We start from the raw sequence: 14828 nt of genomic DNA, 5'->3' as shown, positions 1-14828 counted from the left end.
CAGGCCATCTGCAGAGACTCTTTGTTCGTATTCTTCATAATATGTTGCCAAACAACAGTCCACAAGAACATTAAGATTCCTAAACAGAAAAAAACACCCGGCTCCAGACCGAGTGTTCGACTAAATACTTCCTGCACTGTATGAACACTTCCATGATTTTGTTTGTGTCTAAACTTTTATTAACTAACCTATGTTCTACTTATTATCAAACATCTTAGATAATGTTGCCAGATCTAAAGGGATGTTGTTGTTTAAAACAGCCTGAACGATCTGATCTTCTTTTTGTTTCGTAACTGCTACCCCAGCCATAGAAGATACTTGGGAAATCAGCATTCGAATCGTGCGCTCGTCGCGAAGATTAGAGCCACTTACGGATTGGGCAAGTTTAAAAATATCATCCTTTTTTACACTTGTTTTCTTCTCAATCTTATCAAAAAATTGTTGTTCACGTTCCACCTGAAGTCCTCCTCCCACTTCCTTTTCACCCTATCCTATGCAAGTAAAAAAGAAGCGTGAAAGAAAAAAAGGCGATTGCCTAAAATTTTTTAGACATTCGCCTATTAATCTGTGTGTTTAGCTCTTTAATGAAGATACATCTTCTACTTCGTGTGTGCGAGAACGCTGCATCAGATCATCAACAGCTTGTTTTGCACCCTTACCGTTAAACAATACATCGTAAAGGACTTGAGTGATCGGCATCTCCACTTCTTCTCGCTTACTCAATTCGTAAGCTGCTTGAGTCGTTCTAACACCTTCAACTACCATGCCCATATTCTCAAGAACATCATCAAGCTTCATGCCTTTTCCGAGCATATTGCCTGCACGCCAGTTACGGCTATGTACACTTGTACATGTCACGATTAAGTCACCGATTCCCGTAAGGCCCGAAAAAGTAAGTGGGTTTGCACCCATATGTGTGCCAAGGCGAGCAATTTCCGCTAAACCTCTTGTAATTAAGGCAGCCTTTGCATTATCTCCATATCCTAGACCATCAGAAAGACCTGCTCCTAAAGCGATAATATTTTTTAAAGCTCCACCAAGTTCAACACCAATAACATCGGGATTCGTATACACACGGAAGTTTTGATTGATAAAAAGATCTTGAACTCTTTCTGCAGCTTGCATATTTGCAGAAGACACAGTAACCGTCGTTGGCTGCCTTAAAGAAACCTCTTCTGCATGACTAGGTCCTGAAAGAACCACCACCGATTCAAGAACAGACTCAGGCAGTTCTTCTTCAATAATTTCAGAAATTCGTTTATATGTACCAGGTTCGTTTCCTTTTGAAGCGTGTACAATTGTAACAGGAGATGCAAGGTTGTTTTTCAAAAGATTCAATACGTCTCTCATCGCTTTTGTAGGCGTAACAAGTACAATCGTATCAGCATCTTTCACGCATTCTTCCAATTGAGTGGTCGCTTTTATGTTCTCAGGCAACTCTACTCCTGGAAGATACTTTTCATTTCGATGTTCTTTATTAATTTCAACAACTTGTTCTTCTCTACGGCCCCACAAACGGACATCATGACCATTGTCAGCTAAAACGATGGCAAGAGCAGTACCCCAGCTCCCAGCACCTAAAACAGCAACATTATGCATACATGTCACACTCCACTATTAAATTTTGCGTTCGTTTCCTCTCCAGATCCTAGCCATATTTTCTCGATGTTTCCATATTGAAACGATCGAAATAGAGAAGCTTGCCAAAACAGCTTCAAGAGGCAAGTTAAATTGATACAGCATAAAAAACGGAGATAATACTAAAAAAACGATAGAACCCAATGAAACAAACCTGGAAACCCAAATCGTTAGGATTGCAATCAAACCTGCTAGTAAAGAAGGTAAAAATGCAACAGCAGCAAACACACCGATTGCCGTAGCCACTCCTTTCCCGCCTTTAAATCCGTAAAAGACGGGATAGTTGTGACCAATAACAGCCATTAAACCGCATAAAACAGCTAGTACTGGTGAATCTGTAAACCAAAAAACGGCTGACACGACCAATACACCTTTAAAGCAGTCTAATAGCAGGACAGCGATCGCAGGTCCTTTTCCAAGTACTCGTAACGTGTTGGTAGCACCTGCGTTACCACTGCCGTGATTTCTTATATCTTCATTTTTTAGAACTTTGGTCAGCAAATAACTAAAGCTAATACATCCTATCAAGTAGGAGAAAACGAAGAGAACGATCGTCATCATGAAACCTTAATCGTTTTTCTTTCTAGCAAATATTTTGATCGGTGTTCCAACAAAACCAAACGTTTCACGAATTCTATTTTCCAGAAAACGCTTATACGAGAAGTGGAATAATTCTGGATCGTTAACAAAGATAACAAAAGTAGGCGGTTTTGAAGCCACTTGTGTTGCATAGTTGATCTTCAGTCTCTTTCCGTTATCCATTGGTGCTGGGTTCATAGCTACTGCATCCATGATTACTTCGTTCAAGATATTTGTCTGAACTCTGAGCGAGTGATTTTCGGCAACTTGATTAATCACAGGATATAGCTGATGAAGTCGCTGTTTTGTTTTTGCCGATACGAAGACGATAGGTGCATATGATAAGTAGAGGAAATGGTCACGAATCTTCTGCTCAAACTTTTGCATCGTTTTATCATCTTTTTCAACAGCATCCCATTTGTTAACAACAATCACGACAGCTTTACCGGCTTCATGTGCGAAACCTGCAACCTTTTTATCTTGCTCGATGATTCCTTCTTCAGCATCGATAACCATAAGGACGACATCGGAACGTTCGATCGCTTTCATCGCACGCATAACACTGTATTTCTCAGTCGTTTCGTACACTTTTCCACGTTTGCGCATTCCTGCTGTATCGATAATTACATACTTCTGATCTTCACGTTCAAAGCTTGAATCAATTGCATCTCTTGTAGTTCCTGCAATATTACTTACAATAACGCGTTCTTTACCGAGAATAGCGTTTACGAGTGAAGATTTCCCTACGTTCGGTCTGCCGATTAATGAAAAATAGATCGTGTCGTCTTCTTTTTCTTCTGCAACCGTTTCTGGGAAATGGCTTACCACTTGATCTAAAAGATCTCCAAGCCCGATTCCGTGTGTTCCTGACACACCGATTGGCTCACCCATACCCAGGCTATAAAACTCATACAGAAGCTCTTTACGTTCAGGGTTATCAATCTTATTCACACCTAATACAACAGGCTTTTTTGAGCGGAACAGCATTTTGGCAACTTCTTCATCTGCCGCTGTAATTCCGTTCATGCCATCAACTAAAAAGAGAATGACATCTGCTTCTTCGATAGCAAGTTCTGCTTGTTCTTTCATCTGACTCATAAATGGTGCATCACTAATTTCTATTCCACCTGTATCGATAAGGTTGAATTCTGTATTCAGCCATTCTGCTGAACTGTAGATACGGTCACGCGTTACTCCTGGCATATCTTCAACAATAGAAATACGATCTCCCGCAATTCTGTTAAAAATAGTAGATTTCCCTACGTTTGGTCTCCCTACTATTGCTAAAACTGGTTTCGTCATGTAGACACTTCCCTTTTTCCTGATCAAGTCAATCATCAAGTTTTCTTTTATATGTTCCATCATTTTCTTGTAAATAGACAAGTCCACTTATTTTAGCAAATACTTTACACTTTAGACAACTCAATATCTTCTAAATCTGTTTTGCAGAAGTGACCTTATTAAAAGCTGTACGTCTTAACTTTTTGAACATATCTACCAATACTACCATAAATAAGAGCATCATAGAAGTTGAGACCAACAAATCCATCACGTATAGTGAGCCTATTTCTATCGTGGCACTGAGTTTATATATCAAAAACTGAAAAACTGTATCACCGATAAAAAGACCTATTATAGGAATATAGAAAAGATCTCTATACGTTTTGGTTAACAAGATAAGAAGAGAAGCAAGTACGATAATGATCATATATTTTTTTTCAAAAAATAATTTAACTGGGTCGTATAGAGCAAAAAGTTCTAACGACACGTAAGCTGTAGCAACAATAAAACAGCTTGTTACATAAAAAAATAGCTGATCGGTATGTTTAATCAAATAAATCAGCCCTATACACAAGAAGAATAAGAACGTGGCATTTATTTTTCCTAGTGAAAACGGAATGAAGGTGTCCGACAAGGTTATTCCCGTTAAAGTAATAAAAACAGAGTGATTTCTAACAGAACCCTTCTTGATGAGAAAGGTTGCAATAATCCAGCCCATCCACATGAACCAATAAAAAAGCGTACCATCATTCATGTAATTCACCTCGGTAGCATTATTGCCACCTTACGCCTTCTTTTAACCGTCGTTTAATCACATATAAAAAAACAGCCCTCGATTTTAAAATCGAGGGCTGAAAATAATAAGTTATTTATATCCTTTAAGCTGGTCGCCAATCATATCTGCTAATGAGAAACCTTTTTCTTCTTTAGGAAGATTTTCTTTTAAGTTTGCTTTTTCCTTCTCATCTTGAACAGCTTTCATGCTCAAGCTCATTCTTTTGTCTTGACTGTTTACATCTAGAACTTTTACAGATACTTGCTGACCTTCTTTTACAACTTCACTCGGGTTGCCAATATGTCGGTTTGCCATCTCAGAAATGTGAACGAGACCTTCAATGCCAGGAGCTACCTCTACAAATGCTCCAAATGTAACGATGCGTTTTACTGTACCTTCGATTACACTTCCTGCCTTAATAGAAGAACTTGCTTCTTCCCATGGTCCTGGCTGTGTTTCTTTTATTGATAAAGAAATTCGATCATTATCGCGATCAACGGAAAGAACTTTAACTTTAACGGTTTCACCTTCACTGAGAACATCGGAAGGATTATCTACTCGATTGTGCGATAACTGTGAAACGTGAACTAATCCATCAACGCCTCCGATATCAACGAAAGCTCCAAAGTCCGTTAAACGCTGCACTTTTCCTTCAATAATTTCACCTGGTGCCAAACGATCTAAGATTTCTTGTTTCTTGAAGCCCGCTTCTTCTTCCGTAACAGCACGATGAGATAAAATAACTCGTCCTTTTTCAGCATCCAATTCTACGATTTTAACAGAAAGAGTCTTACCTTTGTAATCAGAAAAATCTTCAACAAAGTGAGACTCAACCATAGAAGCTGGAATAAAAGCACGAACTCCAAGATCTACTACAAGCCCGCCTTTAACTACATCGTGAACAACAACTTCAAACGTTTCTTTTGAATCAAATTTTTCTTGCAGTTCACTCCACGATTTTTCGCTGTCTACTGCTTTTTTTGAAACAAGTAGCTTGTCCTCAGTGTTAGAGAGTACTTTAACAGTGATCTGATCTCCTTCATTCAACACATCACTAACCTTTTCAATAAAAAGACTTGAAACTTCATTAATGGGTAAAAATGCGTCTTGCTTTGCACTGATATCAACTAACGCGTGCTTGTCTTCTACTTTTAATACAGTACCTTTAATGATTTCACCTTTTTCAGCCATGGTAGCATTTGTTAAACTTGTGCTCATTTCCTCTGTCATGTTCGTGCCCTCCTCAAAAATTAGAAAAGTAATTTATTGAACTTTCGGTAATGAAAGAACATTAACATCGATCATGGAGCTGTTTTTTTAAGATGCAGTCAATTGAAAGTGATTGAATTCCGTTTCAGGTTGCTCGCTTTCCAGGGGGCGTGCGGTGAGCCACCTCGACACTTTGTGCCCTTAGGTGTCTCACCTGTCCCGCTGATCCCCTAGGAGTCTCGCAACCTTACACTCCATTCAATTTGCAAAGAAGTCTATAAAAACAACTCAAATGTAAATTCTTTAAAGATAAAAATAGAAATTCGGTTATTCATGCTCTTTTTTTAACTGACCTATATGTTTCATTATAAGCTCAGTGGCTTCTTTAGCGGAAGCTTTTTGCTCCCGAAAATGTGTAAAGTCTATCGGTTTACCGAATACAATTTTTAGATTTTTTCCCTTTTTGTATTCGCCGATGATTGCACATGGAACGATGTGTGCATCAGATTTCAGGGCAAAGAATCCGGCACCCGCTAATCCTTCTCCGATCTCACCCGTCTTGCTGCGTGTACCTTCCGGAAAAAGGCCGACTACTTTACCTTCTTTTAGAAGATTCATACCCGTCTTTAAGGCCGTCTTATCACTCATTCCACGTTTAACAGGAAAAGCGTTGATCTTCGGCAAAATATGTTTAAGCACGGGAACAGAAAAAAGTTCAGCCTTAGCCATAAAATGTACTTCTCTCGGTGAAGCCACTCCAACAAGAGGAGGATCATAATTATGGATATGATTCGTACAGAGCAGCACACCGCCTTTTTTTGGCATGTTTTCCGCTCCAATGATTTCAGGCTTATACGTTCCTTTGAAATACGTCCCGCACAGCCATTTACCGAAAGAATAAAGCTTCATATTAGAGTGCCCTTTCTTTTGCATAATGAAGGATGCTTGAAACTACCTCTTCGATTGACATACTCGTTGTATCCAGTTCAATGGCATCTTCTGCTTTTCTTAGTGGAGCAGCTTCCCTCTCACTATCACGTTTATCTCTTAAAGAAATCTCACTTTTTAACTGCTCAAAATCTGCTTCGAACCCTTTAGAAAGGTTCTCTTCATATCTTCTGCGCGCTCTTTCTTCAACAGAAGCGATTAAGAAAATTTTTAGCTCGGCATTCGGCATTACATGCGTACCTATGTCACGGCCATCCATCACAACACCGCCAGATTCCGCAAGCAGCTGTTGTCTTTTTACCATTTCAGTCCGAACTTCTTGCTGACGTGCTACAAAAGATACGTTATTCGTTACTTCACTCGTTCGGATTTCCTCTGATACATCTTTTCCATCAAGAAGAACCGCTTGTCCTTGATCTGTAATAACAAGTTTAATATCAGTTTCGTTTAAAACAGCTTCAAGCGCTGTTCCGTCGTTTAGATCGGCTCTATTTAAAAGAGCTTTATACGTTAATGCCCTGTACATGGCACCTGTGTCAATATAAATAAAAGAAAGACGCTCAGCTACTTGCTTGGCTACCGTACTTTTCCCAGCCCCTGCAGGGCCATCAATAGCAATTGATAATAATTTTTTCATGTTTCCTCCTACCCGATCCCTATGTGACAATGCATACATAGCAATAAAAAGCAGGTGAGTATCCCCTGCTTTTTTCTGTGTTAGAATCTGAAAACATCAGATTCTTTCTATATGTATCTTACCATATATGTTGTTTAACGGTCTATTGTTTCCAAAGCTGGTCCTTGATTGTTCTTAATAACTCCTTCGTAATAGATGATTTTATTCGTATACATCTTAAACGAAGGAATATCAAGTAGAATCTGTGCGGTTACTAATAGGATAAAATGAACAATAGCAAGCTGAATTAAAATTCGTTCAAATCGTCTCATGTAAATCCGTCACCTTCTTTTCGGGAATATTTTCCCCTAAAAGAGATTAATTATCCGTTATTAAAACTCAGGCTTTCCTTCTTCTTCATTAGAAGCTGCTGTTCAAAGCAAAATCGAATAATATACTGTCTGTCTTTTTGAGTAATTTGATCAAATTGAAGCGATGCTCTCTGACGGCCATTCATGTGACCATTCAGTATTCTTAGTACGTTACATGGCAAATCCAGATATACCTTCTCACCTGATTGCATCGGCAGAACAACTAGACAATCCAACTTATCTTCACTTTTTACAGAATGGTCTAACGGAAGAGAAAGAAGCATTCCTCCTGCACTAAAATCGAGTACTACAGAATTAAAAGGAGGATACGAATCGTTACTATTTACTACTGAAACATCAATCATGGTTTCAACTCTTACGAATTCTCTTCGCTGAATTTTTTGTATTTCTTCTTCTTTTGGAGAGGCAATCATCAATACAGGTATGTTCTCTATCTTTCTCCCCAATAGCTCTGTTCGAAAGGTGAAGACGTTCTTTTCTTTATCAACAAAGGATGCTTTGAACTGCGTTCCATCAAAAAAATACTCTGTGCGATTCGTCTTTTCATTACTTGGATAATCAATGTAAAGATGATCACCTTTAACATCATATACTTTACATCGATATTTATTTTTTTTGTCGGAAAACAAAGGCTCTAAAAATAATAGTTCACCTACTGAAATCATTAAACTTCCCCCAAATAAAGCTTTGTTATCTATCTACCTTATTATGACAGTTTAAAAATAAAAGAAAAAGCAAAATTTCAAACTTCGAAATTTTGCTTGATTGGAAAGCGAGCAACCTGTAAGTGGAAATTTAACGACATCTACGAAATTTTTAAATATCGTTATAGGATGGCTCAGCTTCTTTTAGTTTCTTCACTTCTTCTTCGTTTCCATTCTCTGCGTTGATGAATACACGGAACGTATCATCACCTAGCGTACCTAGGAATTCATAACAATATACTTCTTCGTTAATATCATTTCGAATTAACGCCCTGCTTATTTCTTTCACTTCAAATTTAGGATTTAGATTGGTTCTTGCTTCTTTTTCAGAGATCTTAAACACCGGAGTTCTCTTGTCTACGTGGGCAAGAAGGAAATCTGTGCCTTCATAACCCATGATATCACCATTATCTAAAGCAACTTTTATAGAAACCGTTTCTGGATAGATTCTAACATCATCCACAAGACGAGCATAAGTGAATACACCAATGTTATCGTATTGATCACTTGTTACCATTTCCATTTTGCTTTCCATGTGCTTTTCAAGGAAATCCTCTGCTTGCAGCATGGCTTCGTTTAAGGATATCTTCGTTTTCCCAACATTCCGGTCATAGAGTACATAAAGTGGATAGCCCCCCTTTTTTGTAAGGTCCATATATGTTGTACCTTTTGTTTCAGGGTTGTACAGCGTTAATGAATAAGCATCATACTTTGCTTCTTTTCCAGTACTTTCTACTGTGATCTTCACGTTCTTCTTTAGCTGGAAAAAGTCAATTGCTATCTTTTTCGCTTCTTCTTTCGTAATCTTCTTTCCTTTTAGCTGACTAAGATCACGATCTTTCATTTTCTGCATGTTTGACACTTCTGTTCCAAAATCAACATCTGAATATCCTTCAACAGATTTATCAACGGTCTTGAATCCGTCAATGATCGTGTTATCTTCAGGCTGCTTATTGGTAGCAAGAGCCATCTCTACGTCCATCCAGCGAAGGTTGTTCTTTTGAGCAAGAGATTCTGTTTTCCTTAATTCGTTTTGGATCTCTGTTGAATTGGCATACAATTCTTTTAAAGTATTATATTCTTTGTCACTAAGTGGATTCTTATCTAAATCTCGAACAGCTGCTCTATAACTGAATTCGCCCATCTTTGTTAAGAACTCTTCCGTTTTATTAAAAGGAAGCAGCGCTAACGGAAGCTGACCAACATCATTATGAGCTTCTGACGTTAGTCTCCATACTTGAGCTAAAGCCGGAGAAAGCTGATTTCTTGTATTCATCGCGATGGTTTCACCGATTTTGTCATGAAGTGAGTCCATATGGAAGTTCAAATCATGGAAAGCGCGCTGATAGTTGTTTTCAGCTTGAAGAAGTACAGCGTTTTTTTCCTGATGTTCACTGTAGCCCCAATAGCCTGTTCCTGCTACAGCAACGAACAACAGTACGATTAGGATTGTGCGTATCATATCATTTCACCCCTTTATTAGTTACAGAAAATATGCTTTCCAATTTTTTTGATTTGAGGACGTCCCCATATCCAGCCAGATGTAGCTGTATCCGGGTTAAAATAATATTCTGCTTCACCGGTTGGATCCCAACCGTTCAACGCGTCCATCACTGCTTTCTTCGCTTGCGCATTTGGCGTTAAATAGATCTGTCCATCGGCTACAGCCGTGAATGCTCCAGGTTCAAAAATAACTCCGGACACAGTATTAGGAAAAGTAGCACTTTCCACGCGGTTGATGATTACTGCAGCTACTGCTACTTGTCCGATGTATGGTTCACCTCTTGCTTCACCATAAACAGCATTAGCCATCAAGTTAACATCGTTTTGAGAATAGCCGTCTGGAATATTTTTTGCCGGCTTTACTTGAGCAGGTTTAGCTTTTGCTTTTGCTTGTCCTTGTCCTGCTCCTTTCGTACCTTTAGCCGCACCGCCTTTAGCTGTTCCACCTTTAGCTGTTCCACCTTTTGCAGCACCGCTTTTTGCACTCTTCTTTTCCCCGCCATAATATGAAAACTTCTTTCCTGAATCAATTTGCTTATTAACCCAAGCTTTATCATACTTTGAAGCATTGGCTAACTTATGTTTCGTGGTACCTCCTGCTAAACCATCAATAGGCAAACCAAATTCATATTGAAAGTTTCGCAAAGCCCAATAAGTTCTCCAACCAAAAACACCATCGATGTTACCAGTATAAAAACCTAAATATTGAAGCCTGGACTGCAGTTCTACTACATCTTCACCTGTTGCTCCTACTTGTATGACTTGGTTTGAAAATGCATGTGCATTATTCTGACCAAATCCAGCTAAAAGCCCAAAGCAAAGGGCTATTATAACTATTACTCCCTTTATGTAAGCTGAATTTCTTTTCATGAGAAAGTGAGCCTCCTGTAATTTAATCTCCATTTTCGTGTTATACAGATATCATTTGTAATCTGTTTAATTTTATTCAGCTTTCAAAGTCTAATTGTTCACAAAAATAAAAGAAGACCGGCTAGATACCGGTCTTCGCTTCAGCGTTTGTATAGGGGGTTATTGCACTATTAGCAAGTCTTACTTTACGAAGAGCAAACCACCACAAGAAAATCATAAATGGAAACATGTAAAAAAAGATGTATTTTGTACTCGATAGTAACAAGAAGTTAAACGTACCATGTAAAATAACGGGTAAGAATAAGGATAAGGAAAGGTAGATTATCTTCTTTCTGCCTGATGAAAACTTACCTTTACCAAGATAAAAACCCATGATCACACCAAAAAGGGCATGACCACTTACTGGAAGAAGCGCACGGACCAAGGCTTCCTCAATGCCGAACGTATAGAGATAAAAAATATTTTCTAATGATGCAAATCCTAATGACAGCGCTGTTGCATATACGATACCATCATATGGTTCATTAAACTCTTCATGTAGATAAGCTCCATAGAAAACTAAGAACCACTTAAAGAATTCTTCAAGAGTACCACTTACAAAAAAAGCATCCACAAAAGGGGTAACGTTCATCTCCTCTTTAAATCCAAACTGAATAACCATAATTGGAAAAACGAGAAGCACACCAAATATATATACTTTAACCACTAACGATAATGGTTCTGTTTCATATTTATCTTTTAGGTAAAAAAAGGATAATAGAGCAATAGCCGGAGCCACCGCTGCAGAAATTACAGCTAGCATGTCCTGCCTCTTTTCTACTGTTTTTTTATATCGTAACATGATATTTTAAGAAGTGGAATAGAGAACACTGAGAAATAAGGAGGGCTGCAGCCATGAAAAAGATTTTACTAATTCATACGGGCGGCACTATTGCAATGGAAGAAAACAAAGCAACAGGCGGCGTTAATACGAAAGAGATACACCCGTTAGAAGCAACCATTGCTGAGCTATCTGATATCGCAGAAATCACTGTGAAAAATTATGTTAATTTGCCATCTCCTCACATAACCCCTTCACATATGCTGGAGTTAGCAAATTTTATTGCTATTCAAACAGATTCAGAACAATATGATGGAATTGTTATTACGCACGGCACTGATACACTAGAAGAGACAGCGTATGTATTAGATCTTGTCCTTCAAACCTCAATACCAGTTATTGTTACAGGCGCTATGCGTTCAAGCAATGAGCACGGATCTGATGGACCGTACAACCTTATTTCATCTGTGAGAGTTGCTTGTGAGGAGCAATCATTAGGAAAAGGCGTACTCGTTGTTTTTAACGACGAGATACACGCTGCAAAAAACGTAACAAAGACACATACAAGTAACATTGCTACTTTTCAGAGTCCTCAATATGGACCGATCGGAATTGTTACAAAAAGAGGAGTTCTGTTTCATCATACACCACTGAAATCCAGTTCATTTCACGTTAAGAAATTTTCTAAAAATGTCATCTTACTAAAAGCATATGCAGGAATGGACGGCAGTTTGATAAAGGCCGCAACAAACGCTGCAGACGGAGTTGTCATTGAAGCTTTAGGACAAGGCAACTTGCCGCCTGCGACGGTTCCCGCGTTAAAAGAACTCATATCAAATGGAATACCTGTTGTACTCGTTTCAAGATGCTTTAACGGAATCGCACAAGATATATATTCCTATGAAGGCGGAGGAAAACATCTGAAAGAACTAGGTGCCATCTTCTCAAACGGTTTAAATGGACAAAAAGCACGTTTAAAGCTGATGATTGCACTAGAAAACACGAGTGACTGTGATCAACTGCAGCAGCTTTTCCTTGAATAGGACAAAAAAAGAAACCGATAACCCGAATTTAGGGATTACCGGTTTCTATTTCTTTCTTCAATCGTTTTAGCGATCATCTCACCGTGAAATCTTCCATTTTCAATAAAGATTTCATTTGCATTGTTACCTGCTGCAATAACACCTGCTATAAATAGCCCTTTAACGTTTGTCTCCATCGTTTCCTCGGAAAAACAAGGCCGCCCTGTTTCTTCCTGTATGCTTACTCCCATATTAGAAAGAAACTTATGATCAGGATGATAACCTGTCATAGCAAATACAGCATGAAACGGGTAATACTTCTCTTTCCCACTTTCATTCACATAAATGCCATCATCGGTAATTTTATTTACAGAAGCGTTAAATGTCATTTGAATATTGCCTGTTTTAACTCCAGCCTCAAATTCCGGAAGCACCCAAGGCTTTATACTTGGTGAATATTCACTGCCTCTATAAAAGACATGTGGACGAGCTCCTGCTTTTTCAAGTTCAAGGGCTGCATCTATCGCTGAATTTTTCCCGCCAATCACAGCTACATCAAGATCATAGAAAGGATGTCCCTCATTAAAATAATGAAAGACATGAGGAAGATCTTCTCCTTCAATGTTCATTAAATTAGGGTTGTCATAATAACCAGTTGCAATAATTACCCATTTCGCCTCATAGAACAATGTCTCTTTTTTTCTATTTATTGTTTGAATGGTAAATATACCATCTGACCTTTTTGTAACAGATTTCGCTTTTTCAAATGTGCGTACATGAAGCTTGTTTCTCTTTACGACTTCACGATAATACGTTAATGCATGAATCCTTTTAGGCTTTCTTTGTTCGTGCACAAAGGGAAAATCCCCAATTTCAAGTTTTTCGCTTGAGCTGAAAAACGTTTGATGGGTCGGATATTGATAAATGGTGTTCACAACATTGCCTTTTTCAATCACACAATACGATATGCCTTTCTTTTGCAGTGCAATAGCAGCTGCTAGCCCACAAGGTCCTCCACCGATAATACAGACTTCAATATTCACTTCTTCACCACTCCAAAAAACGCTAATATTCTTTTATTATCATGCCAAAAAAAATCTCCTATCATCAATGATAGGAGATTTAGTATGAGTTTGCAAAAATTTAAATCCAGCCTCTGAAGCGAGAAGCCTCAGCCATCTTACGAACACCAACCATATATGCAGCTAGTCTCATGTTTACTTTTCTGTTCATGGCAGTGGTATAAACCGTTTCAAACGACTTTACCATAACTTTTTCTAACTTTTCTTCTACTTCTTCTTCTGTCCAGTAATATCCTTGATTGTTCTGAACCCATTCAAAATAAGAAACCGTTACTCCACCAGCACTAGCTAAAACGTCTGGAACCAATAGAATTCCTCTTTCAGATAAAATTCTAGTCGCTTCAAGTGTTGTCGGTCCGTTTGCTGCTTCTACAACAATCGTAGCTTTGATCTGATGTGCATTTCTTTCAGTAATCTGGTTTTCAATGGCTGCCGGTACTAAAATATCGCAGTCAAGTTCTAGCAGCTCTTGATTAGTTATCGTATCTTTAAATAATTTCGTTACTGTTCCAAAACTGTCACGGCGTTCTAGCAGATAATCAATATCTAAGCCTTCTGGGTCATAAAGACCACCATAAGCATCTGAAATAGCGATTACTTTAGCGCCAGCATCGTGCATAAATTTAGCAAGGAAACTTCCTGCGTTACCAAATCCTTGTACAACTACACGAGCACCTTCAAGTTGGATGCCTTTTTTGGCTGCTGCCTCACGTATACAGATCGTAACACCTTTAGCTGTTGCTGTTTCACGTCCATGAGATCCACCTAAAACAAGTGGTTTTCCTGTGATGAAACCTGGCGAATCAAACTCTCTAATTCTGCTATATTCGTCCATCATCCATGCCATAATTTGTGAATTTGTAAATACATCTGGAGCGGGAATGTCTTTTGTAGGTCCAACCAGCTGACTGATTGCTCTTACGTATCCACGGCTTAATCTTTCAAGTTCTCTAAAAGACATTGTTCGCGGATCACAAATGATTCCGCCCTTACCACCGCCGTATGGCAGATCTACGATTCCAGCTTTTAAGCTCATCCAGATTGATAGCGCTTTAACTTCTGTTTCTGATACATTCGGATGAAAACGAACGCCGCCCTTGGTTGGACCAACAGCATCATTATGCTGGGCACGATATCCTGTAAAAATTTTTGTGCTTCCGTCATCCATTTTTACCGGAATTCGAACAGTCAACATACGAATCGGTTCTTTTAATAACTCATAAACTTCGGAAGAGTACCCTAATTTATCGAGCGCATCCGCGATAACGGATTGCGTGGATTGGAGCACATTGTCATTTTCATGATGATTGTCGGATTTTTGGTCTGTAGTATTTTGGGCTGTCATTTGTTTACCTCCCATATTCGTCACCTCTAGAGTTTAGTCAAGCT

The 14828-nt window shown here is 38.7% G+C and carries 16 protein-coding genes; 1 reads left to right on the top strand and 15 read right to left on the bottom strand.

Annotated features, from left to right (window positions below; all coding sequences use genetic code 11):
• Window positions 1-195: 195 nt before the first annotated feature.
• From QUF49_RS08835 to prsW, 13 genes are all read right to left on the bottom strand, one after another.
• Window positions 196-456: a stage VI sporulation protein F gene (locus QUF49_RS08835; RefSeq protein WP_066241889.1), complete on the bottom strand. Its 261-nt coding sequence runs from the start codon at window positions 454-456 to the stop codon at window positions 196-198.
• A 117-nt stretch (window positions 457-573) separates the two neighbouring features.
• Window positions 574-1599 (bottom strand): NAD(P)H-dependent glycerol-3-phosphate dehydrogenase, encoded by a 1026-nt coding sequence (locus QUF49_RS08830; RefSeq protein WP_289495302.1) that lies wholly within the window; start codon window positions 1597-1599, stop codon window positions 574-576.
• An 18-nt stretch (window positions 1600-1617) separates the two neighbouring features.
• Window positions 1618-2199, bottom strand: coding sequence for a glycerol-3-phosphate 1-O-acyltransferase PlsY (gene plsY, locus QUF49_RS08825; protein WP_289495301.1), 582 nt, complete (start codon window positions 2197-2199; stop codon window positions 1618-1620).
• Window positions 2200-2205: 6 nt separating this feature from the next.
• On the bottom strand, window positions 2206-3519 hold the full coding sequence (gene der / locus QUF49_RS08820; RefSeq protein WP_198767641.1) for a ribosome biogenesis GTPase Der: 1314 nt from the start codon (window positions 3517-3519) through the stop codon (window positions 2206-2208).
• A 130-nt stretch (window positions 3520-3649) separates the two neighbouring features.
• Window positions 3650-4252 carry a YphA family membrane protein gene (locus tag QUF49_RS08815; protein ID WP_289495300.1) on the bottom strand — a complete coding sequence of 201 codons (603 nt, stop codon included), beginning with the start codon at window positions 4250-4252 and terminating at the stop codon, window positions 3650-3652.
• Between the two features lie 111 nt (window positions 4253-4363).
• Complete coding sequence (gene rpsA / locus QUF49_RS08810; protein WP_289495299.1) at window positions 4364-5503, bottom strand: 30S ribosomal protein S1; 1140 nt, start codon at window positions 5501-5503, stop codon at window positions 4364-4366.
• A gap of 306 nt (window positions 5504-5809) precedes the next feature.
• Window positions 5810-6391 carry a lysophospholipid acyltransferase family protein gene (locus tag QUF49_RS08805; protein WP_289495298.1) on the bottom strand — a complete coding sequence of 194 codons (582 nt, stop codon included), beginning with the start codon at window positions 6389-6391 and terminating at the stop codon, window positions 5810-5812.
• A gap of 1 nt (window position 6392) precedes the next feature.
• On the bottom strand, window positions 6393-7067 hold the full coding sequence (gene cmk, locus QUF49_RS08800; RefSeq protein ID WP_289495297.1) for a (d)CMP kinase: 675 nt from the start codon (window positions 7065-7067) through the stop codon (window positions 6393-6395).
• Window positions 7068-7201: 134 nt separating this feature from the next.
• Window positions 7202-7378 (bottom strand): DUF5359 family protein, encoded by a 177-nt coding sequence (locus tag QUF49_RS08795; RefSeq protein WP_289495296.1) that lies wholly within the window; start codon window positions 7376-7378, stop codon window positions 7202-7204.
• Window positions 7379-7428: 50 nt separating this feature from the next.
• The gene (locus QUF49_RS08790) at window positions 7429-8103 is read right to left on the bottom strand and encodes a flagellar brake protein (RefSeq protein ID WP_289495295.1); all 675 of its coding nucleotides are present in this window, start codon (window positions 8101-8103) and stop codon (window positions 7429-7431) included.
• 151 nt (window positions 8104-8254) lie between these two features.
• A complete protein-coding gene (gene ypeB / locus QUF49_RS08785; protein WP_289495294.1) occupies window positions 8255-9604 on the bottom strand; it encodes a germination protein YpeB in 1350 nt (449 codons plus the stop codon).
• Between the two features lie 17 nt (window positions 9605-9621).
• Window positions 9622-10515 carry a spore cortex-lytic enzyme gene (gene sleB, locus QUF49_RS08780; protein ID WP_289495293.1) on the bottom strand — a complete coding sequence of 298 codons (894 nt, stop codon included), beginning with the start codon at window positions 10513-10515 and terminating at the stop codon, window positions 9622-9624.
• 121 nt (window positions 10516-10636) lie between these two features.
• The gene (prsW, locus tag QUF49_RS08775; protein ID WP_289497616.1) at window positions 10637-11317 is read right to left on the bottom strand and encodes a glutamic-type intramembrane protease PrsW; all 681 of its coding nucleotides are present in this window, start codon (window positions 11315-11317) and stop codon (window positions 10637-10639) included.
• A 92-nt stretch (window positions 11318-11409) separates the two neighbouring features.
• Between prsW and QUF49_RS08770 the strand changes: the two genes are divergently transcribed.
• Window positions 11410-12378 (top strand): asparaginase, encoded by a 969-nt coding sequence (locus QUF49_RS08770; RefSeq protein WP_289495292.1) that lies wholly within the window; start codon window positions 11410-11412, stop codon window positions 12376-12378.
• A gap of 35 nt (window positions 12379-12413) precedes the next feature.
• On the opposite strand, the gene QUF49_RS08765 is transcribed toward QUF49_RS08770, so the two are convergent.
• Both QUF49_RS08765 and QUF49_RS08760 read right to left on the bottom strand, forming a co-directional pair.
• Window positions 12414-13400: a YpdA family putative bacillithiol disulfide reductase gene (locus QUF49_RS08765; RefSeq protein WP_289495291.1), complete on the bottom strand. Its 987-nt coding sequence runs from the start codon at window positions 13398-13400 to the stop codon at window positions 12414-12416.
• A 100-nt stretch (window positions 13401-13500) separates the two neighbouring features.
• Complete coding sequence (locus QUF49_RS08760) at window positions 13501-14784, bottom strand: Glu/Leu/Phe/Val family dehydrogenase (protein ID WP_289495290.1); 1284 nt, start codon at window positions 14782-14784, stop codon at window positions 13501-13503.
• Window positions 14785-14828: the final 44 nt, after the last annotated feature.

Source organism: Fictibacillus sp. b24 (genome assembly GCF_030348825.1).
Taxonomy (GTDB): domain Bacteria; phylum Bacillota; class Bacilli; order Bacillales; family Fictibacillaceae; genus Fictibacillus.
The sequence above is the reverse complement of the archived record's forward strand: the minus strand, read 5'-3'. Positions and strand labels throughout refer to the sequence as shown.

Excerpts from the sequence above, each read along its gene's own strand:
- QUF49_RS08830 (WP_289495302.1), bottom strand. The coding sequence starts at position 1,599 with ATGCATAATGTTGCTGTTTTAGGTGCTGGGAGCTGGGGTACTGCTCTT.
- plsY (WP_289495301.1), bottom strand. The coding sequence starts at position 2,199 with ATGATGACGATCGTTCTCTTCGTTTTCTCCTACTTGATAGGATGTATT.
- der (WP_198767641.1), bottom strand. The coding sequence starts at position 3,519 with ATGACGAAACCAGTTTTAGCAATAGTAGGGAGACCAAACGTAGGGAAA.
- QUF49_RS08815 (WP_289495300.1), bottom strand. The coding sequence starts at position 4,252 with ATGAATGATGGTACGCTTTTTTATTGGTTCATGTGGATGGGCTGGATT.
- rpsA (WP_289495299.1), bottom strand. The coding sequence starts at position 5,503 with ATGACAGAGGAAATGAGCACAAGTTTAACAAATGCTACCATGGCTGAA.
- QUF49_RS08805 (WP_289495298.1), bottom strand. The coding sequence starts at position 6,391 with ATGAAGCTTTATTCTTTCGGTAAATGGCTGTGCGGGACGTATTTCAAA.
- cmk (WP_289495297.1), bottom strand. The coding sequence starts at position 7,067 with ATGAAAAAATTATTATCAATTGCTATTGATGGCCCTGCAGGGGCTGGG.
- QUF49_RS08795 (WP_289495296.1), bottom strand. The coding sequence starts at position 7,378 with ATGAGACGATTTGAACGAATTTTAATTCAGCTTGCTATTGTTCATTTT.
- QUF49_RS08790 (WP_289495295.1), bottom strand. The coding sequence starts at position 8,103 with ATGATTTCAGTAGGTGAACTATTATTTTTAGAGCCTTTGTTTTCCGAC.
- ypeB (WP_289495294.1), bottom strand. The coding sequence starts at position 9,604 with ATGATACGCACAATCCTAATCGTACTGTTGTTCGTTGCTGTAGCAGGA.
- sleB (WP_289495293.1), bottom strand. The coding sequence starts at position 10,515 with ATGAAAAGAAATTCAGCTTACATAAAGGGAGTAATAGTTATAATAGCC.
- prsW (WP_289497616.1), bottom strand. The coding sequence starts at position 11,317 with ATGCTAGCTGTAATTTCTGCAGCGGTGGCTCCGGCTATTGCTCTATTA.
- QUF49_RS08770 (WP_289495292.1), top strand. The coding sequence starts at position 11,410 with ATGAAAAAGATTTTACTAATTCATACGGGCGGCACTATTGCAATGGAA.
- QUF49_RS08760 (WP_289495290.1), bottom strand. The coding sequence starts at position 14,784 with ATGACAGCCCAAAATACTACAGACCAAAAATCCGACAATCATCATGAA.